Origin of the sequence: Pseudomonas sp. JS3066, from assembly GCF_036328175.1 — a bacterium.
Classification (GTDB): domain Bacteria; phylum Pseudomonadota; class Gammaproteobacteria; order Pseudomonadales; family Pseudomonadaceae; genus Metapseudomonas.
This window is the reverse complement of sequence record NZ_CP143313.1, coordinates 21514-46620: the sequence shown is the minus strand read 5'-3', so window position 1 is coordinate 46620 and position 25107 is coordinate 21514. Positions and strand designations below refer to the sequence as shown.

The 25107-nt window shown below is 64.4% G+C and carries 27 protein-coding genes and 2 pseudogenes; 23 read left to right on the top strand and 6 right to left on the bottom strand.

Annotated features, from left to right (window positions below; translation table 11 throughout):
• The 4 genes from SA496_RS28755 to SA496_RS28740 all read left to right on the top strand — a co-directional run bounded on the left by SA496_RS28755 (nt 1) and on the right by SA496_RS28740 (nt 3452).
• The gene (locus SA496_RS28755) at nt 1–702 is read left to right on the top strand and encodes a fumarylacetoacetate hydrolase family protein (protein WP_026437508.1); all 702 of its coding nucleotides are present in this window, start codon (nt 1–3) and stop codon (nt 700–702) included.
• Between the two features lie 11 nt (nt 703–713).
• Nucleotides 714–1352, top strand: coding sequence for a maleylacetoacetate isomerase (maiA, locus tag SA496_RS28750; protein WP_026437509.1), 639 nt, complete (start codon nt 714–716; stop codon nt 1350–1352).
• Nucleotides 1353–1447: 95 nt separating this feature from the next.
• Nucleotides 1448–2440, top strand: coding sequence for a Bug family tripartite tricarboxylate transporter substrate binding protein (locus tag SA496_RS28745; protein WP_034303884.1), 993 nt, complete (start codon nt 1448–1450; stop codon nt 2438–2440).
• 16 nt (nt 2441–2456) lie between these two features.
• A complete protein-coding gene (locus tag SA496_RS28740; RefSeq protein WP_026437511.1) occupies nt 2457–3452 on the top strand; it encodes a tripartite tricarboxylate transporter substrate-binding protein in 996 nt (331 codons plus the stop codon).
• 375 nt (nt 3453–3827) lie between these two features.
• On the opposite strand, the pseudogene SA496_RS28735 reads toward SA496_RS28740, so the two are convergent.
• A pseudogene (locus tag SA496_RS28735) lies at nt 3828–4433 on the bottom strand (transposase); the annotation flags it as partial.
• 129 nt (nt 4434–4562) lie between these two features.
• Between SA496_RS28735 and SA496_RS28730 the strand changes: the two are divergent.
• Nucleotides 4563–7478, top strand: a complete 2916-nt coding sequence (locus tag SA496_RS28730) for a Tn3-like element IS1071 family transposase (protein WP_003049965.1) — start codon at nt 4563–4565, stop codon at nt 7476–7478.
• 143 nt (nt 7479–7621) lie between these two features.
• Nucleotides 7622–7744, top strand: a pseudogene (locus SA496_RS28725) (hypothetical protein); the annotation flags it as partial.
• A gap of 1344 nt (nt 7745–9088) precedes the next feature.
• Here SA496_RS28725 and SA496_RS28720 read toward each other — a convergent pair.
• Together SA496_RS28720 and SA496_RS28715 are read right to left on the bottom strand one after the other, a co-directional pair.
• The gene (locus tag SA496_RS28720; protein ID WP_011114071.1) at nt 9089–9370 is read right to left on the bottom strand and encodes a type II toxin-antitoxin system YafQ family toxin; all 282 of its coding nucleotides are present in this window, start codon (nt 9368–9370) and stop codon (nt 9089–9091) included.
• The gene (locus tag SA496_RS28715; RefSeq protein WP_011114070.1) at nt 9357–9620 is read right to left on the bottom strand and encodes a type II toxin-antitoxin system RelB/DinJ family antitoxin; all 264 of its coding nucleotides are present in this window, start codon (nt 9618–9620) and stop codon (nt 9357–9359) included. Before SA496_RS28715 ends, SA496_RS28720 begins: the two co-directional genes overlap by 14 nt.
• Before the next feature lie 172 nt (nt 9621–9792).
• Here SA496_RS28715 and SA496_RS28710 point away from each other — a divergent pair, with 172 nt between their 5' ends.
• The 13 genes from SA496_RS28710 to kfrC all read left to right on the top strand — a co-directional run bounded on the left by SA496_RS28710 (nt 9793) and on the right by kfrC (nt 17870).
• The gene (locus SA496_RS28710) at nt 9793–10221 is read left to right on the top strand and encodes an antirestriction protein (RefSeq protein WP_011114069.1); all 429 of its coding nucleotides are present in this window, start codon (nt 9793–9795) and stop codon (nt 10219–10221) included.
• A 44-nt stretch (nt 10222–10265) separates the two neighbouring features.
• Nucleotides 10266–10484, top strand: a complete 219-nt coding sequence (locus SA496_RS28705) for a hypothetical protein (protein ID WP_012478187.1) — start codon at nt 10266–10268, stop codon at nt 10482–10484.
• Between the two features lie 11 nt (nt 10485–10495).
• Complete coding sequence (locus tag SA496_RS28700) at nt 10496–11704, top strand: hypothetical protein (RefSeq protein WP_011114068.1); 1209 nt, start codon at nt 10496–10498, stop codon at nt 11702–11704.
• A 16-nt stretch (nt 11705–11720) separates the two neighbouring features.
• A complete protein-coding gene (korC, locus tag SA496_RS28695; protein WP_011114067.1) occupies nt 11721–11978 on the top strand; it encodes a transcriptional repressor KorC in 258 nt (85 codons plus the stop codon).
• Between the two features lie 157 nt (nt 11979–12135).
• Complete coding sequence (kleA, locus tag SA496_RS28690; RefSeq protein ID WP_011114066.1) at nt 12136–12372, top strand: stable inheritance protein KleA; 237 nt, start codon at nt 12136–12138, stop codon at nt 12370–12372.
• Nucleotides 12373–12580: 208 nt separating this feature from the next.
• Entirely contained in the window at nt 12581–12907 is a 327-nt protein-coding gene (kleE, locus tag SA496_RS28685) for a KleE stable inheritance protein (RefSeq protein ID WP_011114065.1), read from the top strand.
• Nucleotide 12908: 1 nt separating this feature from the next.
• Entirely contained in the window at nt 12909–13238 is a 330-nt protein-coding gene (locus SA496_RS28680) for a DUF2761 domain-containing protein (protein ID WP_011114064.1), read from the top strand.
• A gap of 106 nt (nt 13239–13344) precedes the next feature.
• Nucleotides 13345–13653, top strand: a complete 309-nt coding sequence (locus tag SA496_RS28675; protein WP_011114062.1) for a transcriptional regulator KorA — start codon at nt 13345–13347, stop codon at nt 13651–13653.
• The gene (locus tag SA496_RS28670; RefSeq protein WP_011114061.1) at nt 13650–14414 is read left to right on the top strand and encodes a ParA family protein; all 765 of its coding nucleotides are present in this window, start codon (nt 13650–13652) and stop codon (nt 14412–14414) included. The genes SA496_RS28675 and SA496_RS28670 overlap by 4 nt, the downstream gene beginning before the upstream one ends.
• Nucleotides 14411–15460 (top strand): transcriptional repressor gene korB, encoded by a 1050-nt coding sequence (locus tag SA496_RS28665; RefSeq protein WP_011114060.1) that lies wholly within the window; start codon nt 14411–14413, stop codon nt 15458–15460. Before SA496_RS28670 ends, SA496_RS28665 begins: the two co-directional genes overlap by 4 nt.
• Nucleotides 15461–15638: 178 nt before the next feature.
• Entirely contained in the window at nt 15639–16670 is a 1032-nt protein-coding gene (locus SA496_RS28660; RefSeq protein WP_011114059.1) for a DNA-binding protein, read from the top strand.
• Between the two features lie 170 nt (nt 16671–16840).
• Complete coding sequence (gene kfrB, locus SA496_RS28655; protein ID WP_000664557.1) at nt 16841–17188, top strand: IncP plasmid survival protein KfrB; 348 nt, start codon at nt 16841–16843, stop codon at nt 17186–17188.
• Between the two features lie 28 nt (nt 17189–17216).
• On the top strand, nt 17217–17870 hold the full coding sequence (gene kfrC, locus SA496_RS28650; protein WP_000826922.1) for an IncP plasmid survival protein KfrC: 654 nt from the start codon (nt 17217–17219) through the stop codon (nt 17868–17870).
• A gap of 202 nt (nt 17871–18072) precedes the next feature.
• Here kfrC and SA496_RS28645 read toward each other — a convergent pair whose 3' ends face one another.
• The 3 genes from SA496_RS28645 to SA496_RS28635 are packed head-to-tail and all read right to left on the bottom strand — an operon-like array spanning nt 18073 to nt 19636.
• Nucleotides 18073–18513 carry a conjugal transfer protein TraM gene (locus SA496_RS28645; RefSeq protein ID WP_000718516.1) on the bottom strand — a complete coding sequence of 147 codons (441 nt, stop codon included), beginning with the start codon at nt 18511–18513 and terminating at the stop codon, nt 18073–18075.
• Nucleotides 18513–19238: a nucleotide-binding protein gene (locus SA496_RS28640; protein ID WP_011114058.1), complete on the bottom strand. Its 726-nt coding sequence runs from the start codon at nt 19236–19238 to the stop codon at nt 18513–18515. The genes SA496_RS28645 and SA496_RS28640 overlap by 1 nt, the downstream gene beginning before the upstream one ends.
• Nucleotides 19238–19636, bottom strand: coding sequence for a TraK family protein (locus SA496_RS28635; protein WP_001127128.1), 399 nt, complete (start codon nt 19634–19636; stop codon nt 19238–19240). Before SA496_RS28635 ends, SA496_RS28640 begins: the two co-directional genes overlap by 1 nt.
• A 373-nt stretch (nt 19637–20009) precedes the next feature.
• Here SA496_RS28635 and traJ point away from each other — a divergent pair, with 373 nt between their 5' ends.
• Genes traJ through traF form a run of 4 tightly spaced genes read left to right on the top strand, consistent with a single transcriptional unit; the run spans nt 20010 to nt 25102 of the window.
• Nucleotides 20010–20384 carry a conjugal transfer transcriptional regulator TraJ gene (traJ, locus tag SA496_RS28630; RefSeq protein ID WP_000426567.1) on the top strand — a complete coding sequence of 125 codons (375 nt, stop codon included), beginning with the start codon at nt 20010–20012 and terminating at the stop codon, nt 20382–20384.
• Between the two features lie 34 nt (nt 20385–20418).
• Nucleotides 20419–22659 carry a TraI/MobA(P) family conjugative relaxase gene (traI, locus tag SA496_RS28625; protein WP_011114057.1) on the top strand — a complete coding sequence of 747 codons (2241 nt, stop codon included), beginning with the start codon at nt 20419–20421 and terminating at the stop codon, nt 22657–22659.
• Complete coding sequence (locus SA496_RS28620; protein ID WP_000694765.1) at nt 22656–24569, top strand: type IV secretory system conjugative DNA transfer family protein; 1914 nt, start codon at nt 22656–22658, stop codon at nt 24567–24569. Before traI ends, SA496_RS28620 begins: the two co-directional genes overlap by 4 nt.
• Nucleotides 24566–25102, top strand: coding sequence for a conjugative transfer signal peptidase TraF (traF, locus tag SA496_RS28615; RefSeq protein ID WP_006122512.1), 537 nt, complete (start codon nt 24566–24568; stop codon nt 25100–25102). The genes SA496_RS28620 and traF overlap by 4 nt, the downstream gene beginning before the upstream one ends.
• Nucleotides 25103–25107 lie beyond the last annotated feature (5 nt).

The window sequence follows — 25107 nt, the reverse complement described above, 5'->3', positions numbered from 1 at the left end:
GTGAGCAACTACCTCTGGAACCCGCCTCCCGTCCAGTCTCTGCCCGTTCGTGGCAAGACCGAGCGCTTCCCCATCAACCGCATCTTCTGCGTCGGCCGCAACTACCACGCCCACGCGGTGGAAATGGGCCGTCCGGTCGACAAAAGCGTCGAACAAGCGTTCTACTTCACCAAATCGCCACAAACCCTGGTGGAAAGTGGTGCGACCGTGGCCTACCCGCCGCGCACCAGCAACTACCACTACGAGATGGAGCTGGTGCTGGCGATCGGCAAGCCCGGCTTCCGCGTCAGCGAAGACCAGGCGCACGAGTTGATTTACGGCTACGCCGCCGGCCTGGACATGACCCGGCGCGACCTGCAACTGGTGGCACGCGACAAGGGCCGCCCCTGGGACACCGGCAAGGACATCGAGGAAGGCTCGGTCTGCTCCGAGATCGTGCCGATGCAAGGCGTGGTGGTGGAGCAGGGCGCGATCGCCCTGGAAGTCAACGGCCAGACCAAACAGTCGTCCAACGTGGACAAGCTGATCTGGAACGTCCGCGAGATCATTGCCGACCTCTCCACCTACTACCACTTGCAACCCGGCGACCTGATTTACACCGGCACGCCCGAAGGCGTGGGCGCCGTGGTGGCGGGTGACAAGATCATCGGCCGTGTGGAAGGCATTGCCGAGATCAGCCTGACCGTCGGCCCGGCCGAGTGAGCCTGCACGCGATGAAGCTGTACAACTTCTGGCGCAGCGGCACGTCACACCGGCTGCGCATCGCGCTCAACCTCAAGGGCGTGCCCTACGAGTACCTGGCCGTGCACCTGGGCAAGGAAGAGCACCTAAAGGACGCCTTCAAGGCGCTGAACCCACAGCAGTTGGTGCCCGCGCTGGACACGGGCGCGCAAGTGCTGATCCAGTCGCCGGCCATCATCGAATGGCTGGAGGAACAGTACCCCACGCCCGCGCTGCTGCCGGCCGACGCCGACGGCCGCCAACGGGTGCGCGCGCTGGCCGCCATCGTGGGCTGCGACATCCACCCCATCAACAACCGCCGCATTCTGGAGTACCTGCGCAAGACGTTCGGCGCCGACGAGGCCGCCATCAACGCCTGGTGTGGCACCTGGATCAGCGCCGGTTTCGATGCCTACGAAGCACTGCTGGCGGTCGACCCGAAGCGCGGCCGCTACAGCTTTGGCGACACACCCACGCTGGCCGACTGCTACCTGGTGCCGCAGGTGGAAAGCGCCCGCCGCTTCCAGGTGGACCTGACGCCCTACCCCCTGATCCGCGCAGTGGACGCGGCCTGCGGCGAGTTGGACGCATTTCGGCGCGCCGCGCCAGCTGCTCAACCTGATTCGGCTTGACGAAAAATACGCCGCCTTCGCCCTAATAAACAGTTCGTAGCCCTGCCCAGTGACAAGTATCAATGAGCAATAGTGAAAATGTAAGGGGAAAGATTATGAAACATATTCTGACCCGACGAGCAGCCCTGAGCACTTTGGGCTCCCTTGGAATCGGGGGCCTTCCGGGCATGAGCTTGGCGCAATCCGGCCCTGGCGTGGCCACGATCGTGATTGGACTCGCCGCAGGCGGAGCGACCGATATGGCTGCCCGCCGGTTGTCTGAGGGAATGCGCGGTGCCTATGCTTCCAGTGTGCTCGTCGACAACCGCACGGGGGCGGGTGGTCGAATTGCGATCCAGCATGTTAAGGCCGCGGCACCAAACGGCGCGACACTTCTGCTGACGCCTGCATCCATGATGACGCTATACCCTCACACGTACAAAGATCTGGGATATGACCCGGTCAAGGACTTTGTGCCGGTCGGTATGGTTTCGACAAGCGAGGTTGGGTTTGCGATCGGGCCCGCTGTCCCGGAATCGGTTGGTAGCCTCAACGACTACTTGGCCTGGATCAAGAGTAACCCTGATTCTGCCACGTTTGGCCATGGTGCCACCGGCTCTGGACCGCATTTCTTGGGCGAGCTGCTCGGGCGGCTTTTGGGCGTGAAAATGGTGCAGACAGGCTTCCGCGGTTCCCAGCCTGCGATTGTGGACCTGTTGGGGGGGCACATCCCGGCGGTGGCCGCGCCCTTGGGTGAGTTCCTCCCTCACATGAAGACCGGCAAGATCCGGGTGCTGGGCGTGACTGGCGCCAACCGCTCTCGTTTCCTGACCAACGTCCCGACCTTCAAGGAGCTCCACATCGCCTTGAGTGAGATGACCGAGTGGTTCGGGGTATTCATGCCCGCAGGCACGCCCGCGCAAGCGGTCCAGCAAGCCAGCGCTGCCATGAAGTCGGCTGTTGCAAACCCGGAACTGGTCAAGGCCTACGCCATGATGGGCATGGAGGCTGGTTGGAGTTCGCCTGAAGGCTTGTCCGATCGATTGAAAAACGACATCAAACGCTGGCAAGCAGTCGCTGAGAAAATTGGTTTTACCGCGCAGTCTTGAGCAGAGGGGGGGCACCATGATCAAACGCCGTGAGTGGATGAAAGCCGCGGGATTTGCCACCTTATCGCTCGGCACTGTAAGAAGCGTCAAAGCCCAACCGGTACCAAAATTACTCAAGATCATCAACGGCTTCCCACCCGGAGGAGTCGTCGATGCGGTTGCACGCCGGGTGGCAGAAGGATTGGCGGTGACGGAACCCGGGGTTAACGTGATCGTTGACAACCGTGTCGGAGCGGGTGGGCGGATAGCTGTGTCCGCCGTCAAGGCAGCCGTCGACGATGGCAGCACCTTGTTGTTCACACCAGACGCCGTGCTGTCCTTGTACCCTTTCGTCTACAGCAAGTTGGACTACGATCCGTTCGCGGATCTGGCTCCCGTAGCCACCGTAGCCACTACGACTGACGCCCTTGCGCTGGGTCCCTTGGTACCGCCTTCCGTGCGTGGGCTCCGGGATTTCCTGGCCTGGGCCAAGGAGCACCCTGAACACGCAAGTTTCGGATCTCCCGGTACCGGTACACCATTGCATCTCTTGGGGGCGCTGGTAGCCAAGGAGGCTGGCGTCTATCTCAGGCACGTGGCTTATCGTGGCGCCGCGCCTGGAGTTACCGATCTGATCGGTGGGCAGATTGCATGCATGGCTGCGCCTACGGGGACGTTCTTGTCTTTCCAAAAGGCGGGGAAATTGCGCATCATCGCAACCTCTGGGCCGCAGCGAACACCCTTCACGCCCGACACTCCCACATTTGCAGAGCAAAAGTTCGGTGCAGACTACCCCGCTGGCGATCAGTGGCTCGGCTTTTTTGCTCCATCAGGCGTTTCGCCCCAAACCGTTTCACGCCTTCATCAAATGGTTGCCGAAGCCGTCAATCGCAAGGCGGTTGCGGAGGCTCTTGCCTCCCTGGGCTTGGTAGCACACAGCTTAACGCCGCAGGCCATGGCGTCCAGCCTGCGAAAACAACATGAAAAGTGGTGGGAAGTTGTCAGACGCGTGGGCTTCACCGCCGAGTCTTGAGATGCCATTAACCTCTCGTTTCATCCGCCCACTTTCGCGGCACGCAGTGCTTCGATCTGCTCCTCCAGCGGGCCCCAAACGGGCGAACTCGACATTGCCGCAGTGCTTGCACGCATCGAGCACCGCCGCACGCTTGTCCGTCAGGACCTGGGCTTCCCAGCGCTCGTTGAAATTGCCGACCTTCTGGGCACCTGGCGCAGTTGAATCGGGCTAACTGTCATGACCCTGGCGGGTCACCCTGGATGATGGAAGACACTGTGGGCGTGCAGGCCAGCACGGGTAGAGGTCGGTCAATTCTTTGATGGCACTCGACCGCGATCGCTAACTTGCCCCGTTGCCGACCACTCCTACCCAGTCGGCCCTGAACAACTCGTTTTAGCCGCGAGCCAGCGCGGAGCGGCGCGAAGTCAAGGCGGTGAGCGGCGATGTTGACGTGGGTGCCGGCAAGGCCAGCGTGGCGGTCATGGCGATCAGTCCGAGCAAGGCGCAATAAAGCACCCGCAGGTGCCGCAGGATCATCCGCAAGTTGTGCCCGGCGCCGCACAGCAGAGCGTGCAGCGCGTCGCCACCCGCGCCCTTGAGCCAGTTCTTGCCCAGTAGGCCGTCGGCCTTCATGTGTCCGATCATGGGCTCGACCACCTGACGCCGCTTGAGCAGCTTCTTCAGCCGCTTGGGCAACTTGCGCGTATGACTGATCAGCAGTCGCGCCCAACACGCGGGCTCGACACCGCGGTAGCCACGGTCGGCCAGCGCGATCTTGGGTGTGTGGCCGGTGAGGATCTCGACCAGCTCGAGCTGGCTGTCCACCGTGTGGCCGTCATACGGGTTGCCGGGCATGGAGCGCATGCCCACCACCAGGCCCTCTTTGGCCGTCACTGCGATGGACACTTTCACGCCGAACTCGTAGGGCGTTCTGGCTTTGCCCTTGGCGATGCACTCTGCCTCGGGCGCGTGCAGCGCATACAGGGGTCTCCTCGTTTTCAGTGCAATAAGTGACGGTACGCAAAGCTAGCACTGGCGCGGGGGTGGTCTGGGTAGACCGTTGATTTCATTGACTTTCCTGTTCGCTTTGTAAACGGGTATGGTGGCCTCCCACTTTTGAGGTTCACGATGCAGGGTTGGCACACAACGTTTTTGGGGATGCGTGGGCTCCCCCGCGATATCAGCGACTTCGAGATGAAGGCATTTTTCACCTTCGATGGTGCCGAGCGCGACGCAATCAATGCACGCCGAGGTGATTCCCACAAGCTTGGTCTGGCGCTCCATATTGGTTTCCTGCGCATGAGTGGGCGTTTGCTCGGTGCCTTTCGGGTAATTCCAGTAGCCTTGTGGCGCCACCTTGGCAACGAGCTTGGCATTGCAGCACCAGAAGTCGCCTCGCTGAGAGCCATGTATGAACGCGGGCGCACGCTATTCGATCACCAACAAGTAGCCTGCACGGTCCTTGGATTCCAGTGGATGAGCGAGCACCAGCGCCGCTCACTGGTACGTGAACTGCGCGACGAAGTGGCGCGCTGCGCCGACCGCGATCAGCTACTCGTGCGGGCGCGTCAATGGCTGTACAAGAACAAGCTGGTGATCGTGCACGAGCGGGCAATTCGGACACTGATTGCGGCGGCACTTGCCCAGCTTGAAGTTGAAACAGGCACCGCCATCGCCGCCAGCGTTGATCCAGCAACACTTGATCGCTGGCGAGCCTCAGTTTCAGAGCTGCGCCCAGATGGACAAACCCAGCAGAGTTGGCTATGGGCTGCACCGGCGAAACACTCAACCCGCCAAATCAGCGAGGTACTGGAGCGCATCGACCTGCTTTACACGCTGGACGTTCATAAGCACCTGGCAGACATCCCCGATCTCATCTTGCGCCGCTACGCGCGCCGACTTGTCTCCAGGCCGCCCTCAGCCGGAGCCAAGATCAAAGAGCCAGCGCGCACCGTGGAGGTCGCATGCTTTCTTCGGTATTGCCTGTTCACCACCACAGACCAGTTGATCCTTATGGTGCAGCGCCGGATCGCCGATCTGTGGCGTCAGGCTGCCGCCGATGTCCCCGCTACCGTCAATTGGGCCGCAATGTACAAAACGCTGCTCGGCGAACTTGTTGCCTTGAGCGCGCAAGGTGCGGTGCCAGATGCTGAGTTGCGTGCCCGTCTTGAAGCCTTGATCACCGAAACCCAGAAACGCAAACCACCGAGCAGGGCCTCCCTGGTCCGCGAGGGATTGATTGATGGAATTCGCCCCGTGCGGTCGTTGCTCGTCGCCATTGCAAAGCTGCCCTGGCAGGCCACCGGCGAGCATCCTGCCATCGAGTACCTTGCCAAGCTGCAAGCTTTATATCTCAAAGGATCCAGAAAGCTGCCAGTTGAAGTGGTGGCACCAAGTCTGGGAATGATCTGGCAGGTTTCGATCTCCAGCCCAGACCGGGAACGGGCGTTTCAGGCGTTGGAGGTGGCCACCCTGTTTGCCCTGCGCCGCGCGGTGCGCAATGGCTCGGTCTGGATTGAGCACAGCCTGAGCTTTCGGGGTCGTGCGCGCTTGTTCTTCACGGACGAGCGTTGGCAGGCAGAGTCCAAGAAACACTATGCCCGTCTATCGTTACCCAGCAAGGCTGCCACTTTCTTGAAGCCTTTGCTGGCCAGAGTAACTGCCGGTGTCGATGCGGTGGCCGCTGCAGCCCGCAGTGGCGTACTGCGCGTGGATGATGAACTCCATTTGTCGCCATTGCCCGCAGAGGACGAAGACCCAGAAGTGACCAAGCTGCGCGCGGCTTTGGATCACCGCATCGGTGAGGTTCAATTGCCGGAAGTGATTCTGGCCGTTGACGCCCAGGTGCGCTTTAGCTGGATCATGCTCGGACGTGAGCCGCGCTCTACCGACGAGCTGCTGATGGTCTATGCCGGCATCATGGCCCACGGCACCAGTCTGACTGCGGTCGAATGCGCGCGCATGATTCCGCAATTGTCTGCCACCAGCATTCGCCAGGCCATGCGCTGGGCGCGGGACGAACGGCGTCTGAGCCAGGCCTGCCAGGCTGTGCTGGAATTCATGCAGCGACACCCGATTGCCGCCACCTGGGGGCGGTCCGATTTGGCATCTTCTGACATGATGAGCATGGAGACCACCAAACGGGTGTGGCAAGCCCGGCTTGATCCTCGGCGCAACACACCTTCCATTGGAATCTACTCCCATGTAAAAGACCGGTGGGGCATCTTCCATGCGCAGCCCTTTGTGCTCAATGAGCGCCAGGCGGGCGTGGCCATTGAAGGTGTCATCCGCCAAGAAAAGCTGGAGACCAGCCAGCTTGCTGTGGATACCCATGGCTACACCGACTTTGCCATGTCACATGCCCGTTTGCTTGGTTTTGATCTTTGCCCGCGGTTGAAGGAACTCAAACAGCGCCACCTCTTTGTGCCACGCGGCACCAAAGTGCCCGCAGAAATCGCTGCGGTGTGCGAAGCCAATGTCGACGTCGCTTTGATCGAAAAGCATTGGGATAGTCTGGTGCACCTGGCAGCCTCGGTCATGAGCGGACATGCCAGTGCGGTGGCAGCTCTTGCGCGGTTCGGTTCTGCCGCCCAGGGCGATCCAATCTATGAGGCTGGCGTGCAATTGGGGCGGTTGCTGCGTACGGCGTTTTTGGCTGACTACTTTGTCAAGGACGCTTTCAGGAACGAGTTGCGCCGGGTGCTCAATCGGGGCGAGGCTGTTAACGCCCTCAAGCGCGCCATTTATACCGGCCGGATCAGCCCGGCGCAGGCCAAACGTGTCGATGAAATGCAGGCTGTGGCCGATGCGTTGAGCCTGATGGCCAACATCGTGATGGCGTGGAATACCTCACAGATGCAGGCGGTCCTGGATCGCTGGTCGAACCGCCGCCAGGTCATTCCACCGGAACTGATCGGGAAGATTGCGCCCACCAGGCTGGAGAGCATCAACTTGCGGGGTGTGTTTCGCTTCCCGGTTGACCGCTATGCTGACCAAATCCTGCCTTCGCGGCCAAATGCATCGATAACTGGCACCAATGGATGAAACCGACCACGGTTTGACGCCACGAATCGCAGATTTGAAAGTGAACAGGAAAGTCAATGAAATCAACGATCTACCAACACCACCTCCGCGCCAGTGCTAGCTTTTCGTACCGTCACTTATTGCACTGAAAACGAGGAGACCCCTTGCAGTACCTGTCGCCGCTCGGTTGGGAGCACATCAACCTCACCGGCGATTACCTCTGGCGCAGCAGCGCCAAGATCGGCGCGGGCAAGTTCAGGCCGCTACGACCGCTGCAACCGGCTTAGCGTGCTTTATTTTCCGTTTTCTGAGGCGACCCCAGGCAGTACCGCGCACCAGCTCGCGCACGTCGAGCTGCAGCATCGTCACTTCCGGCGAGGCTGGCCACGTCCTGGCCACGGTCGACCATCGCCACCTTTGACGATGAACCGAGGGCCCCATCGCCAGTTCCGACGATGACGGCCGACGCCGGCGCTGGATCTCGCATCGCCGCTTCTGACGATGAGATCCACCCTTTGACACTTGAGGGGCCGAGCTGCGGGGGATTCTCCCGGCCGGCGGCCGCGAGAACCGGCTATGTCGTGCTGCGCATCGAGCCAGGCGGCAGAGCCGCCCGTCTCGCCCCTGGCGGGCTTCCAGCGCCTTCCCGACGCTCACCGGGCCGGTGGCCCTCGCCGCTGGGCTTTGCGGCCCTGACGGGCCTTCCTGGCCCGTTTCCGGGGCCTTCCCTGCCCTGCCCCACCGGCGCGGCCGTTGTGGACAGTTTCGGGACAAGTCGGCCGAGGCCGGCCGGCGCAGCCCTGACGTTGACACTTGAGGGGCAGCGGGGCCGGCGCGATGTTGACACTTGGGGGGCAGCGGCCGATTTCGGCCTGGTCGAGCCGTCCAGGCGGCCGCCGAGGCGGCCTAAGTGCCTGATCGGCATGGAGTTATCCACCGAAGTTGTGGATAACCCTGTTAGGAACCCTGCCCCGGTATTGACACTTGAGGGGCGGCCCTACTGACACTTGAGGGGCGCGGTTCTTGACACTTGAGGGGCAGCGTATTGACACATGGGGGGCTTATCCATTGACACTTGAGGGGCGGCCTCTTCGCGCTTTTCCTTGGCGTGACAACGGTTTACGCGCGTTTTTCGGTCATGCTAACCAGGTTTTTAACCGTCTTTATAACCTTTTTATATAACCAGGTAGTTTTAACCAGAGGCTGGCGAAAAAAACGGCAACACGGCCCAAGCTACCGCGCAGCATGACCGGCCGCCGAAGGGGGGAAACCCCCCTTCTCGATCCCACCCGGCCGCAAGCGGCCTCCCATCCCCCCAGGGGCTACGCCCCTCGGCCGCCTTGCGGCCTCACCCCACAATGGAGCGCCTTCGGCGCTACGGCTTAGGAGAGCCAGGCGCAAGCGCCTGGCGGAAGGCAGTAAGTTCGAGAGCTTGCGAGGGGGCAAAGCCCCCTCACACTCCCCAACCAGGTCGCCGCGGTTCGACCGGCCGCGCGATCCTCAAGCATCGCAGCAGCTCCACCGCCGCAGGTTTTACGCCAAGGAAGGGGGTCGGCCAGCTCGGCCGGTGGCGCGGAAAGCGCCCCTCAAGTGTCAATGAAACGTGAGACGCGGGGCCAGGCCCGCGCCGATCACAAGCCGAGTTCGGAGTGAGAGCCGAGGCGCACCAGGCGCAGCGTGTCGGCGTCGGGCTTCTGGTAGATCAGCACCAGGTCGGGCTTGACGTGGCAATCCCGGTGATCCTTCCAGTCCCCGGTCAGCGCGTGGTCGCGGTGCCGAGGTTCCAGCGGCTGGTCGTCGGCGAGCGCGACCAGGACGGGCACCAGGTCGGCGTCGAGCGTGGCCCGGTGCTGCCCTTTCGCCTCGCGCTTGTAGTCGCGCTTGAACTGGCCGGTGCGCTCAATCTGCCGCATGCAGATCGGCCATCAGATCGTTGACGGTGGCGAAGCGCGGCAGCTTGCCCTTGCGGGCTTCCTTCATCGCCTCGATGGTGGTGGCGTTCGGAATCAGCGGCTCGAAGGGCAGCGCCTTGTCCTGGGCCACCTTCGTGAGCAGCAGCCGCACCGCGTCGGACACGGTAAGGCCCATCGCGGCCAGGACGGCCGCCGCTTCTTCCTTGATCGCGCCGTCGATGCGCGTTTGTACGAGCTGGTTTGCAGCCATGATTGGTTCTCCGGTTGGGTTCGTGAATTACATTGTAATGCACGCCAAGGGAAAGGGCAAGGTTTAGCGGCTAAAACGTTTAGCTAAAGTGCTTGACGATTAGGACATTTTGCCCTAATATAGCACTTGAAGGCCGGGCATTTCGCCCAGGTCAACTACCGGAGAAAGTCCGATGAACACCCAAGAGCAACCCGTTACCGCTTCCCTGGTCGCCGAGGCCCAGCGCCTCGACTTCCTGCCCGCCTACTTCGGCCCGCGTCTGATGATGCGCGGCGAGGCCCTGGTGTATGCCTGGCTTCGCCGGCTCTGCGAACGCTACAGCGGCGCGTATTGGCACTACTACACCTTGTCGGACGGCGGTTTTTACATGGCCCCCGACCTGGCCGACCGCCTGGAGATCGAGGTGGACGGCAACGGCTTCCGAGGCGAGTTGTCGGCCGACGCCGCCGGCATTGTCGCAACCCTGTTCGCGCTGGGTCAGCTCGCGGCCGAGGCCGCCGACACGGACGCCGGCGATGCCCTGATCGACCGCTATCACTTCCTGCGCGGCTTCGCAGCCAGCCACGCCGAGGCGGCCGCGATCTACCGGGCTATTGACTGATGAGGGGCGGCCCCGGCTTCGGCCGGGGCTTCCAGGAGGCGACCATGACCAGGAACAACGCTCCCCAGGCACCGACGAACAGCTACGCGACGGACGGCAAGTGCCACAACGCCGAGCCGGGCACCTACGGCCACGAATGCGGCAAGCCGGCCGCATGGATCGGCACGAACCACAAGGGGTTCAGCTCGGGATTCTGCGACGACTGCAAGCGCCACGGCTACGAAGCCCGCGACGTGATCGCGTGGCGGCGTGCTGACACTTGAGGGGCCGGCCGATGGCGAAGAAACGCAAGACGCCGGCCCAGCCGGGCCAGGACTGGAACGCGCCGGCGGCCGAGCTGCTGGCCGAGCTGCCCACCGACCGCGACGAGCTGCTGGCCGCCGCCGTGGCGGCCGTGGTGGAGATCGACGCGGCGATCATGCGCGGTGACGGTGCGGCCGCCGAGGCGGCCAGCGACCGATACGAGGCCGTCATCTGGAAGATGAACGGCGGAACGCACGTGGGCAGCATGGCCGACCACGACGCGCCCGGCCAGGTCATCGAGCGCCATTGCGCGGCGGTGCCTGGCGACGTGCCCTTGTGGGGCCAGCGCGGCCAGTTCCTGGTCGCGGATGGCGACATGCGCGCCCTGGTGGAGTACGAGGCCGGCTACGGCGGGCCGCTGGGTGCCCACTTCCAGTTCCACGTCATCGACCTGGACAGGCCGTTTATCTCCGAAACGGGCTACCGCTCGCACTTCGACACGGCGCAGGGCTGCATGACGGTGGACGAGGTTGCGCGCGGCATCCTGGCTGCGCAGCGAGCCGAGAAGAAGCGCCCGGTGATGGTCGAGGCCAGCTACCGCGACCGCCTGGCCGATGCTCCCCTGCCCGCTTGGCTGGCCGGCTTGGAGCCGCCGGCGCGGCGCGCACCGGCGACCGTCCTGGTGCCGCCGGGGTTCGTCCTGGTCGATGTGGTGCTGCCCTCGCATCGGGCCTTCATCGCCAGGCGCTGGGCGGCCGAGGCCGCGACCAGGATCAAGGCGGCCAGGGCCGCCGGGTTGGACGCCAAGGGAAAAATCACCGGCGCAGGCCCGGAGCGAGATCCCGCATCGCCAGAAACGACGATGACCTGCAGCATCGTCAAAGCCGACGATGCCGAGCCGGGCGAGGGCGGGCCTGTATCGCCGGAAACAACGATGCCGCGAGCGAGCGCGGCAACCTGCAGCATCGCCAGGAATGGCGATGGAGGCCCGGCCGACCTGGTGGAGTTCAAGCCCGGCCAGCGGTGCGAGATCGTGAGCGTCCATCACCCGGTTTTCGACCGCTACATCGGCAAGCGCATCATCATCGTGAAGGTGCATCCCGACACCCGCCAGGTGTGGGCGCACGACGACAGGCCGGTAACGTACAAGACCAATCGCGCAGGCCGGCGCGTGGTCGATTCAGACCCGAGCTGCATCCAGTCGATCTACGGCTTCGACCAGTTGCGGCTTATCACTTGACCAGGAGAACGAACGAATGACGAACGACGCCAATATCCGGCTGGAGTGCTTGAAGCCGGCCGAACGCTGGGCGCAACCGACCGGCGAGGAAGTCCGAGAGGTGCTGCGCCTGGCCGGGTTCAGCGGCAGCAAGGCCGCGAAGGCGCTGGGGCTGGGCGCGAAGGGCGACCGCACGATCCGCCGCTGGATCGGCGAGGACACCCCGATTCCCTATGCGGCATGGGCGATCCTGTGCGACCAGGCCGGGCTGGGCGTGATCTGGAAAGAGGATTGACGCCAAGGGAAAGGTTTTAGCGGCTAAAGTTTAGCCTTCGGATTCCGGTAAAGCGAAAAAAGTTTAGCTAAAGTGCTTGATAGGCTAGGGCATTTTGCCCTAATATAGCACTTGAAGGCCGGGCACATTGCCCAGGTCAACTACCGGAGAAAGTCCGATGAGCGACAACAAGATTATGCCCTGGATTGACGAGCTGGAGGGCGCGGCAGCGACCGACTTCCCGGCCCGCCGTGACGAGATCGCGGCCATGATGGCCGAGGCGGCCGAGCTGGTGTGCAAAGCCGAGGAACTGCGCGGCAAGGCGTACTTCGCCGGATGCTCCCTGGAGGGGCAGGCCAAGGGCCATTGGTCGATGGAAGCCGTCGAGCAGGCCAAGCGCCGGGCCGGCTGGTAAGAGCACATGGCCCGGTCGGCAACGGCCGGGCCTATCGAGGACGCCAAGAAGGAGTATTGCGTGAGCCGAGGCAAGATCAAGGGCGGCCCCAGGTGGAGGAACGCCCCGGAGTGATCCGGGGCGCTTGGCCTGGTGCTGGCACACCGTAACCATGCTTCCGAGTGGGAGCACCCAGCATTCAACACGTAAGCGCGTGGAGGGTCAAGCTATGTCCAACATCATCAAGTTCCCCAAGGAGATCGAGCAGCCCGCCGCGCCCGCGCCGGTGGAGCCTGCCGCCGCGTCTGCTGCCCCCAACAAGGCCCCCGGTGCTGGCCTGCTGGCCGGCCTGGTCAAGTTCGTATGGGTGGCGACCGTGCTGGTCTGGCCGATCCTCAAGTGGGTGCTGTCGATTGCCACCTTCTTCCAGTTCGTGCGGATGCTCTACCACTGGAACACGCCTGGCGTGTATGCCGGTTGGTCGTTCCTGGCGTACTTCGCGGTGCTGACCGCGATCACCTACTTCGTTTCGATCTACAAGCCGAAGGGGCTTTGACATGAAAAAACAGACCCTACCCTACCCGCCGGGATTCGTGGAGCCGAACACCGGCCGGGTGGCCGTCCTGGTGCGCGAGTACGCGGCCAGCGACTTGAACGGCGATGCGCCGGCCTATTGGTACAGCGCGCAATCCGAGGAATGGGGCCTTGACCCCTGGCGACTGGTGGAAGGCGTCGATCCGCACACCGCCGGCGGTCAGTTCGACGTGTGCTTTGCCAACGGTTCGAGCCGCACGGTCGGCCCGCTGATGACGTTCTTCATGAGTGCCGCTGACGCGGCCAGGTTGAACGCCAAGAAAGAAGATCACGCGCCCATTTTTAGCCGCTAAAACGCTTGACGCGGGCGGCGAGTTTAGCTAAACTTCTGCACATGGTCGGCGGCTGGCACCGCCTTTTGTTCAACAACCGGGTGTGGAGTTTATATGGGTGTTCTCCATGAAGAAACGGCTAACCGAAGCCCAATTCCAGGCGGCGATCAAGGGCCTGGAGATCGGGCAACAGACCATCGACATAGCGCGCGGCGTGCTGGTCGATGGAAGGCCCCAGGCCGAGTTTGTGGCCTCGCTGGGGCTGACCAAGGGGGCGGTATCGCAAGCGGTCAGCCGCGTGTGGGCAGTGGCGGGGGAAGTGCTCCCGCAGGGCTTCGAGCGGGTGACGGCGGTACTGCCGGAGCATCAAGCGTTCATCGTCAAGCGTTGGGAAGCCGACGCCAAGGGAAAGAGGAAACAGGAACCCAACTCATGAAAACACTGGTCACGGCAATTCAGAAAGGCGGTCAAGGCAAGACGTTCGCAACCTGCCACCTGGCGTTCGACTTCCAGGAGCGCGGCCTTCGGGTTGCAGTGATCGACCTGGACACCCAGGGCAATGCGAGCTGGACGCTGGCCGGCCACGACTCGGGCTATCCCGCCAGTCGCATGTTCACCGCCGGCGGCGACGAGCTGCGCGCCTGGTTCGCTGACCGGGAGGATGACGGCCTGGCGCTGATCGCGGCAGACGCCAACCTGGCGAACCTGGACAAGATGGAGCTTTCCCAGGCGGCCGCCGCGCTGCGGGCCAGTGTGGCCGCGCTGGGCGAGTTCTTCGACGTGTGCCTGATCGACACGGCCCCCTCCCTTGGCGTCGCCATGACGGCGGCCGTGCTGACGGCCGACTACATGCTGTCGCCCATCGAAATGGAGGCGTACAGCTTGCAGGGCATGAAGAAGATGGTCGCGGTCATCAGCAACCTGCGCAAGCAGAACCCCAAGCTGCGCTTCCTCGGCATGGTGCCGAACAAGGTGGACGCGCGGAAGCCGCGCCACGTCAACAACCTGGCGACGTTGCAGCAGGCATACCCGCAGCTCATCTTGCCGTTCAGCATCGGCGCGCGTGACAGCATCGCCGAGGCGCTGGGCGAGCAGATGCCGGTGTGGAAGATCAAGAAGACCGCCGCGCGGAAGGCCACCCAGGAGGTGCGTGCGCTGGCGGATTACGTGTTCACGAAGATGGAGATCGCGCAATGAGCGCCAAGACCAACGCCAAGAAGAAGGAGCAGGACAAGCCGCAATCGTCCGGGCTGGGCCTGGACGGGCTGGGCGACCTGGCCGGCCTGCTGAACGAGCAGCCGGCGGCCAACGCCGGCGGCGCAGGCCCGCAGGAGCTGCCGCTTGACCTGATCGACGAAGACCCGCACCAGCCGCGCACGGCCGACAACCCCGGCTTCTCGCCGGAGAGCATCGCGGAGATCGGCGAGACGATCAAAGCGCGCGGCGTGAAGTCGCCCATCAGCGTGCGCGAGAACCCGGACGCACCGGGGCGCTACCTCATCAACCACGGCGCGCGGCGCTATCGCGGCTCGAAGTGGGCGCACAAGACCACGATCCCGGCCTTCATCGACAACGACTACAACGAGGCCGACCAGGTTATCGAGAACCTGCAACGCAACGAGCTGACGGCGCGTGAGATCGCCGACTTCATCGGCCGCGAGCTGGCGAAGGGCAAGAAGAAGGGCGAGATCGCCAAGGAGATCGGCAAGTCGCCGGCCTTCGTCACGCAGCACGTCACGCTGCTGGACTTGCCCGAACCCATTGCCGAGGCGTTCAATAGCGGCCGGGGCAAGGACGTGACTGTCATCAACGAGCTGGTGACGGCCTACAAGAAGAACCCCGACGAGGTGGCCGCCTGGCTGGCCGACGACAGCCAGGAGCTGACGCGCGGCTCGGTGAAGCTGCTGCGCGAGTTCCTGGAGGACAAGCGCAGTCACGAGGACGGCGACCGTGATCCCAACACCGTCGATGCGCTGACCGGCAAGACCGACGCCGAGGCCGGCGACGGCGAGCAGGGGCCGCAGGATGATGACGCCAAGGGGAAGAAGGAGCCGAAGGAGGCCGACCCCGACAAGCTCAAGAAGGCCATCATCCAGGTCAAGCACGACGACCGGCCGGCACGGCTGATCCTCAACCGCCGGCCCCCGGCCGAGGGCTGGGCCTGGCTCAAATACGAGGATGACGGCCAGGAGTTCGAGGCCGACCTTGGCACCGTGCAGCTTGTCGCGCTGCTGGAGGGCTGACACGCCCAGCGCCGGGCATCGCCGACCACCGACCCCCACCCATCGCCCCGCCATCGAGCGGGGCTTTTTTTGCCCGCGTTTTAGCCGCTAAAAAAAGTTCAGCTAAACCGCTTGCGTAGTGTTGTATGTTGTAGTATGCTTCACGCTACAACATACAACCGGCCAAAGGAGGCCCGACATGGCGATCTCGAAGGAGCAGATATTTGCGGTGGCCGACGAACTGGACGCGGCCGGCCAGAACCCCACGCTGGCGAACGTGCGCAAGCAGCTCGGCAGCGGCAGCTTCACCACCATCAGCGAGGCGATGAACGAGTGGCGCGCACGCAAGGCCAGCCAGGCCGCCCCGATCCGCGAGCCGGCACCGCAGGCGATCACTGACAAGCTGGCCGAGCTGGGCGGCGACTTGTGGGCCGTGGCGCTGGAAATGGCGAACAACCGCCTGGCCGCCGAGCGCGAGGCGCTGGAGGCCGTGCGCCAGGAGACGGAAGCAGCGCGCCAGGAAGCCGCAGAGCTGGCCGACCAGCTCACCGGCGAGCTGGACGAGGCCAAGGCCCGCATCGCGGCCCTGGAGGCCGTCGAGGCGGCCGCCAAGGGCGAGGCCGACGAGCTGCGCGGCAAGCTCGCGGCGACCAGCGAGCGCGCGGCCACGGCCGAGGCCAGGGCCGGCGAGCTGCGCACGGAGCTGGATCACGCCCATCAGGAAGCCCGCCAGGCGCGCGCAGAGCGCGACAAGGCCCAGGAGAGGGCCACGGCCAGCGCCGACCAGGTGGAGGCCCTGCGGGCCGACCTCGCGGCCGCGAACAGCCGTACCGCCGAGATCGAGCGCCGCGCCGGCGAGCTGCGTGCCGACCTGGAGCGGGCGAACCAGGCGACCGACCAGGCGCGCGCCGCTCAGGCCGAGCAGCGGAAGGCCACCGAGGCGGCCGCCGCCGAGCGCGACCAGGTGCGCGCGGAGCTGGTGAAGGTGCAGGCCAAGGCCGAGGCGGCCGAGCAGGCCCACCAGGAGCAGCGCAAGGCGATGGCGGCCGAGGCACACCGCCAGGCCGAGCGGCTGACCGCCGCCCAGGGCGAGCGCGACCAGGCGAAGCGCGACGCTGCCCAGGCCCGCGAGGAAGCGGCCGGGCTTCGCGGCCGGCTGGAGGCCCTGGAAACCGTCATGGCGCAAGGCCGGGCGGCCGATCCGACCAGCGGCGGACGCAAAAAGACCTGATAAATCGGTTGGTTTTCCTTAAAATTACCCTGGAACCCTGACAAAACGCACAACCCGGCCGCTGGGAAGAGCCGGCCTCGCTTTGCCGAGGTCGGCTTTTTTGTTGGAGCGCGGCTTGCATGGGGCCACCATCACCCTTTTGAGAACTACGGCAACCATAGGAGTGCCCGATGAAAGAACGCCTCTTGGTCATGAACGGTCAACGCATCGTTCAGGCCGAAAAGGACGGCGCTTGGACGAATCAGAAAGTAGACAAGGCGGGCGCGTTGAAGCCCGGCATCTACAACCTGTACACGGCCCAAGCGGCCGACAAGAAGCAGACCCACGCCGGCGTGATCGTTCATGCCGACGCCACCAACGTGTACCAGCAGATCGGCAAGAACTTTGTCATGCACGCTCGGTCAGATTTCGATAAAGTACCTGAAATTGGGAGCGCAAAGAGCATCAGCTACAACGCCCAGGGCAAGGCGGCAGTCGCCGCAGAGGCCCCGAAACTGACGCGGGGGCGCTCCATGTAGCTTTAGCGGCTAAAAAGGAGGCACGCCCTTGAAACGACTCACCATCCCCGGCAGCGGCACCGAGAGCCGCGCCACCAAGCCGGCCCGCGTCAGCGCGCCGGCCACCCTCGGCGGTGCCGCCTTCGGCGCTTCGCGCGAGGACACCGGAGCCGACTTGCTGGAGGCCGCCCAGGCGGCCGAGATCGAGCAGCAGGCCACCCTAGAGGCGGCCCCGGTCGAGCAGTCCTACCCCGAAACCCTGGCGCTCTACGTGCAGGCCAAGCACGACCAGGTGGAGCACATCGAGGACAGGCTAGAAAACCTGATCGACCGGCAGCAGGCCCGTTTGCAGCAGACCCAGGCGTCCGCGCCTGGCCGGCTTTCCTTGCCCGGCTCTAAGCGAGCCTGGCAGAACCAGCAGGCGCAGCAGCAGGCCCGCTTGCAGACGCTTCACGCGCGCCTGGAGGCCGTCCGCGAGATCAAGGAAGGCATGGGCCTGCACTCGCCGAAGATCGAAGAGCTGGCGACGCGCAAGATGCGCGCCGAGAACCCCGAGCTGGCTTCCGATTGGGATGCCATGCGCGAGGCCGCCCGCCGGCATGAGCTGCTGATGCGCAAGCAGGAGCAGGAGCGCAAGCAATCCCAGGCCCAGGAGCGGCCAGGGAGATCGCAGTCCTTGGGCCTGTCAGCCAGGCCCGCATAAAAACGAAGCCCGGCGGTCGCCGGGCTTTTTTCTCGAGCATCGCCATTTCTGGCGAGGGAGGCCCGCCGAGGGCCTGGTGGAATCATCCTGCAGCATCGTCACAAGCGACGATGCCGGGAGCTGGCCAGCATCGCCGAACCTGGCGATGCCGCCGGCGCGGTCGACCATCGCCAGTTCTGACGATGAGATCCCGCATCGCCATCTACAGCGAGGCCCACAGGGCCAGGCCGGCGGCCACGACCGCCATGCCGGCCGCGACCATGTTCATCATGGCGACGCGCCGCGCCTCGCGGATCGGCGCGACGAGCTGCGCCGTCACCGCCTCAACCTCACGCCGCACGGCCTCGGCGGCCGCCTTCGCGCCCTCCTGCATTCCCCGCGTCATGGCGTCCTTGCTGGCCGCCAACGCCGCGTTGAGCGTCCTTTCCGCCTTTCCCTTGGCGTCATCACCCCATCGGTGGGCGATGGACTCCAGTTCCGACTTGAAGGCGTCCAAGATTTCCTGCTGGGCCGATGCGCTGTCCTGCATCAGCTTCATGTTGATGGTCTGGAGGATCAAGATCGGATCGTCGCGGCCCACGGCGATGCCGTGCTTGGCCGCGATCTCCCGTATCAGCTCCTCGATCTTGTCGTCGGCCGCCATCAGAGCACCGCCGCGTTTTCGAGCTGGGCGAAGAGCTGGGTTTTCACGATCTTGAGCCGCTGCCGCGTCATGATCGTGAGCGCCGAATCGGCCAGGGCCTCATCGAAGGTGCGCCGATCCTGGAGCATTTCGGCGAAGTCGCGGCCGTAGGTTTCCTCTTTCAGCGCCGGAATCTGGATGATGGCGGACACACGGCCCTTGTTGGTCGTGTACGCCTTCAACTGCTCGAACCCCTTGCCCTCGTGCTCGATTGGCCCCCAATACGGGTTCAGCCAGACCACGAACAGGCATTCGGCCGGGAACTGGCTGGCGAGCTGGGCGAAGCCGCTCACCGTGTCCACCAGGGCCTGGCCGCCGGTGACGACCGTATGCACCACGAGTTCGTGGCCCATGTCCTGGAGCAGCGCCGGCACCTGGTTGCTGATGAGGTAGTGCGACAGCGGCACGAACGAGCTGGCCCCGTTGTCGATGATGACGTCGCCCTCGGCCGACGCGATCATCTCGACCAGGGCGTCGAAATTCCGGGTGTTGATCTCGTCGCCGTCCATGATGTTGAGCCGGCGCACGTTGAGGGCTTTGTAGCCCTCGAACGTCGCGTTCACCGGATCGGTGTCGATGCAAAGCGGCTTCTGTCCCTTGCCGGCTTTGTACTGCGCGATGGTGGCCGCGATCATCGACTTGCCGACGCCGCCCTTGCCTTGCAGAACCATGTGAATTTTCGCCATTACAGTAAATCCTCTTTCTTTGGAGTCGCATCAAACGTGAAGCCGCCGATCTTGGGCGGCTCACTCTTGGATTCCGAGGCCGGCGGGGCGGCCTTCGGCTCGGGCTTCGCGCCCTTGGGCTGGCTGTCCGGGGGAGTGGCGGGAGGCGGCGGGGAAGCTACCGGCGCGGCCTTGATGTACCGCTTCACGTGCTGGGTGAATGTTTCGTACCGACAGCGCAGCCGGCCGGTTTCCTTCATGTGCTCCCAGATCGTTTTCATCGCATAGCCCGCATCGAGCGCCGCTTGAACGTCGCTCTTGACGGCCAGGAACGCGACCACGTGCTTGTCCTGGCGCGGCTTCTTGGCTTCCCGTCCCTTCACCCATTCAGCCAGCTCTTCGGGGTAGGTCTTTGGCATCGTGTTCGTCCATCTAATCCTCTCATCGCAAATGTAACGCTACTAAGCGGCGCTACGGAAACGCAAAAAGTCCGCTATCGGCGTGCATTGGCACGCTTCGATAGCGGCATTATGGGCCATTGTGGCGGTTTTCGCTATATCCGTTGCTGCTTTTGCGGCCTGATAGCGCGATAGTTGCGGATAAATCGTAATGGCTGGTGTAGACTTTCCTTGGTGTTATTAACGCCGTAAGGCGGGCAGGATGTGTGAAGTTAGCTAACCGGCGAGCCGGTTATCTATCTTCACTGTCCCTTATTCGCGCCGGGGGCGCTCAACGGGTCATCCTGCTCTGCGAGGCAGCCGGCTACCGCCGGCATGAGAGACGAGGCGAGGCATGGAGAACGACGAAAAGGAACACGGCCGCCGGCGGCGGCAGCACCTGCGGGTGCCGGTGTTCCCCGAAGAGAAAGACGAGATCGAGGCGAACGCCAAGAGGGCGGGCGTCAGCGTGGCGCGCTATCTGCGCGACGTGGGCCAGGGCTACCAGATCAAGGGCGTCATGGACTACCAGCACGTGCGCGAGCTGGTGCGCGTCAACGGCGACCTTGGCCGCCTTGGCGGCCTGCTCAAGCTCTGGCTGACCGATGACGTGCGAACGCTCCAGTTCGGCGAGGCGACCATCCTGGCCCTGCTGGGCCGGATCGAGGCCACCCAGGACGAAATGAGCCGGATCATGAAGGCCGTGGTTCAGCCGAGGGCCGAGCCTTGACTTCTTTAGCGGCTAAAAAGCCGGAGGGGCGGCCATGATCGCCAAGCACGTGCCGATGCGCTCGCTTGGCAAGAGCGACTTCGCGGGCCTGGCGAACTACATCACCGACGCCCAAAGCAAAGACCACCGGCTGGGCCACGTGCAGGCGACGAACTGCGAAGCCGGTTCCATCCAGGACGCCATCACGGAGGTGCTGGCGACCCAGCACACGAACACCCGCGCGAAGGGCGACAAGACCTACCACCTGATCGTCAGCTTCCGGGCCGGCGAGCAGCCCAGCGCCGACACCTTGCGCGCGATTGAGGAACGCATCTGCGTCGGGCTGGGTTATGGCGAGCATCAGCGAATCAGTGCCGTCCACAACGACACCGACAACCTGCACATCCACATCGCCATCAACAAGATTCACCCGACGCGGCACACGATGCACGAGCCGTACTACCCGCACCGGGCGCTGGCGGAACTCTGCACGGCCCTGGAGCGCGACTACGGCCTGGAGCGCGACAACCACGAGCCGCGCAAGCGCGGCGCGGAGGGCCGGGCCGCCGACATGGAGCGGCATGCCGGCGTTGAAAGCCTGGTCGGCTGGATCAAGCGCGAGTGCCTGGACGAGATCAAGGGCGCGCAGTCCTGGCAGGAACTGCACCAGGTCATGCGGGACAACGGAATGGAGCTGCGCGTCCGCGCCAATGGCCTCGTGTTCGAGGCCGGCGACGGAACGATGGTGAAGGCGAGCACAGTAGCCCGCGACCTTTCCAAGCCGAGCCTGGAGGCGCGGCTTGGCCCGTTCGAGGCTTCGCCCGAACGGCAGGCGCAAACCACCGCGAAGCGGCAGTACCGCAAAGACCCCATCCGCCTTCGCGTCAACACCGTGGAGCTGTACGCGAAGTACAAGGCCGAGCAGCAGAGCTTGACCACGGCGCGCGCCCAGGCCCTGGAGCGCGCCCGGCATCGCAAGGATCGGCTGATCGAGGCGGCCAAGAGGTCGAACCGCCTGCGCCGCGCCACGATTAAGGTGGTCGGCGAGGGCCGCGCGAACAAGAAGCTGCTGTACGCCCAGGCGAGCAAGGCCCTGCGCAGCGAACTCCAGGCGATCAACAAGCAGTTCCAGCAGGAGCGCACGGCCCTCTACGCCGAGCACAGCCGGCGCACGTGGGCCGACTGGCTCAAGAAGGAGGCGCAGCACGGCGGCGCCGACGCCCTGGCCGCCCTGCGCGCCCGCGAGGCGGCCCAGGGCCTCAAGGGCAACACCATCCGGGGCGAGGGCCAGGCGAAGCCCGGCCACGCGCCGGCGGTGGACAACATCACGAAGAAGGGGACGATCATCTTCCGCGCCGGCATGAGCGCCGTGCGCGATGACGGTGACCGCCTGCAAGTCTCCCGCGAGGCCACGCGCGAAGGGCTGCAAGAAGCCCTGCGCCTGGCGATGCAACGCTACGGCAACCGCATCACCGTCAACGGCACGGTGGAGTTCAAGGCGCAGATGATCCGCGCCGCCGTCGATTCCCAGCTACCCATCACCTTCACCGATCCGGCTCTTGAGAGCCGGCGGCAGGCGCTTTTGAACAAGGAGAACACCCATGAGCGAACCGAAAGACCAGAGCATCGAGGACGAACTGGACGCGGCGCTGGCGGCCCTGGACAGCGGCCCGCTGCCGACCAGCACGCTACCGGAGCCGCAGCCGTCGCCCGAGCAGGCGACGGCCGGCCAGCCGCCGGCCGAGGCGACCGCGCCGACGCCGGCCTTCACGCCGCCACCGTCCACCGGAAGCCCGACGTTGGACGCCTTGGAAGAAAACCGCCGCCCCAAAGCCAGCACCGTTTGCGAGCACTGTCCGAACTCGGTGTGGTTCGCATCGCCGGCGGAAGTGAAGTGCTATTGCCGCGTGATGTTCCTCGTCACGTGGAGCAGCAAGGAACCCAACCAGATCACGCACTGCGACGGGGAATTTCTCGGCCAGGAACAGGAGTAGGCCAGACGCCGCCGGGCGTCGCCGCCGCCGACAAGTACATCGCCGAACGCGAGGCAAAGCGCCTAAAAGGTTTCGATATACCGAAGCATTCCCGATATACTGCCGGTGATGGTGCGCTCACGTTCCAGGGCACCAGGACTATCGAGGGCCAGGCGCTGGCCCTCTTGAAACGAGGTGATGAGGTCATGGTTATGCCCATCGACCAGGCCACGGCCCGGCGCTTGACGCGCATCGCGGTCGGCGATGCCGTCTCGATCACCGCGAAAGGCTCCATCAAAACGTCGAAAGGAAGGAGTAGATGAAGATCAAGATGAACAACGCGGTAGGGCCGCAAGTCCGAACCGCCAAACCGAAGCCGAGCAAGCTGCTGCCGGTGCTGGGCGCGGCCTCGATGGTCGGCGGCCTCCAGGCCGCGACGCAGTTCTTCGCCCACACGTTCGCCTATCACGCGACCCTCGGCCCCAACGTGGGCCACGTGTACGCGCCCTGGTCGATCCTGCACTGGACGTACAAGTGGTACAGCCAGTACCCGGACGAGATCATGAAGGCCGGCAGCATGGGGATGCTGGTTTCGACCGTGGGCCTGCTGGGCGTGGCCGTGGCGAAGGTCGTCACGTCCAACAGCTCGAAGGCGAACGAGTACCTGCACGGCTCGGCCCGCTGGGCCGAGAAGAAGGACATTCAGGCGGCCGGCCTGCTGCCACGCGAGCGCAACGTCCTGGAGATCGTCACCGGCAAGGCCGCACCCACGGCTACCGGCGTGTACGTGGGCGGCTGGCAGGACAAGGACGGCAATTTCTTCTACCTGCGGCACAGCGGCCCCGAGCACGTGCTGACCTACGCGCCCACGCGCTCGGGCAAGGGCGTCGGCCTGGTGGTGCCCACGCTGCTGTCGTGGGGCGCGAGCAGCGTCATCACCGACTTGAAGGGCGAGTTGTGGGCCTTGACCGCCGGCTGGCGGCAGAAGCACGCCAAGAACAAGGTGCTGCGCTTCGAGCCGGCCAGCACCTCGGGCGGCGTCTGCTGGAATCCGCTGGACGAAATCCGCCTCGGCACCGAATACGAGGTGGGTGACGTGCAGAACCTTGCCACGCTGATCGTTGACCCGGACGGCAAGGGCCTGGACTCGCACTGGCAGAAGACCGCCTTCGCGCTCCTGGTCGGCGTGATCCTGCACGCGCTGTACAAGGCCAAGGACGATGGCGGCACCGCCACGCTGCCGTCCGTCGATGCGATGCTGGCCGACCCGAACCGGGACATTGGCGAGCTTTGGATGGAAATGGCGACCTACGGGCACGTAGACGGCCAGAACCATCACGCCATCGGCTCGGCGGCCCGCGACATGATGGATCGGCCCGAGGAAGAAGCCGGATCGGTGCTGTCCACGGCCAAGTCGTACCTGGCCCTGTACCGCGACCCCGTGGTGGCCCGCAACGTCAGCCGGTCGGACTTCCGCATCAAGCAGTTGATGCACGAGGACGACCCGGTAAGCCTCTACATTGTCACCCAGCCCAACGATAAGGCCCGCCTGCGGCCGCTGGTGCGCGTCATGGTGAACATGATCGTGCGCCTGCTGGCCGACAAGATGGACTTCGAGGGCGGCCGGCCGGTGGCGCACTACAAGCACCGGCTCTTGATGATGCTGGACGAGTTCCCGAGCCTCGGGAAGCTGGAGATCATGCAAGAGTCGCTGGCCTTCGTGGCCGGCTACGGCATCAAGTGCTACCTCATCTGCCAGGACATTAACCAGCTCAAGAGCCGCGAGACGGGCTACGGCCACGACGAAAGCATCACGTCGAACTGCCACGTGCAGAACGCCTACCCGCCCAACCGCGTCGAGACGGCCGAACACCTGTCCCGCCTCACCGGGCAGACCACCGTGGTGAAGGAGCAGATCACGACCAGCGGCCGCCGCACGGCGGCGATGCTGGGCCAGGTGTCGCGCACTTACCAGGAAGTGCAGCGGCCCTTGCTGACGCCCGACGAATGCCTGCGCATGCCGGGGCCAAAGAAGAACGCCCAGGGCGAGATCGAAGAAGCCGGCGACATGGTGATCTACGTCGCGGGCTACCCGGCGATCTACGGCAAGCAACCCCTGTACTTCAAAGACCCAGTGTTCTCGGCACGCGCCGCGATCCCTGCGCCCAAGGTCAGCGACCGCCTGCGCGCCGTCGCACAGGCCGAGACGGAAGGGGAGGGCATCACGATATGAGCCGCATCCTGAAACGCATCGCGGCAGGCGTCGTCATCGCGGGCGTGGCCGCCCTGCTGCTGGCCGCCGGCGGCTATGCCGCCGGTGCCCGCGTGAACACCACCAAGAGCATTCCGGTCGGCCTGTACTGGACGAGCAGCGCGCCGGTGGAGAAGGGGGCCTACGTCCTCTTCTGCCCGCCGCAGCTCGGCGTGTTCGATGACGCCAAGGAGAGGGGCTACATCGGGGCCGGCTTCTGCCAGGGCGGCTACGGCTACATGATGAAGCGCGTTTTAGCCGCTAAAGACGATGCCGTCGCCGTCGCCGATGACGGCGTGCGCGTCAACGGCGAGCTGCTGCCCCTCAGCGCGCCGATCAAGGCCGACAAGGCCGGTCGGCCGCTGCCGCGCTATCAGTCCAACAGCTACACGCTCGGCAATTCCGAGGTGCTGCTTATGTCGGACGTGAGCGCCACATCCTTCGACGGCCGCTACTTCGGCCCGATCAATCGTTCGCAAATCAAGACCGTGATCCGTCCGGTCATCACCTGGTAGGGAGA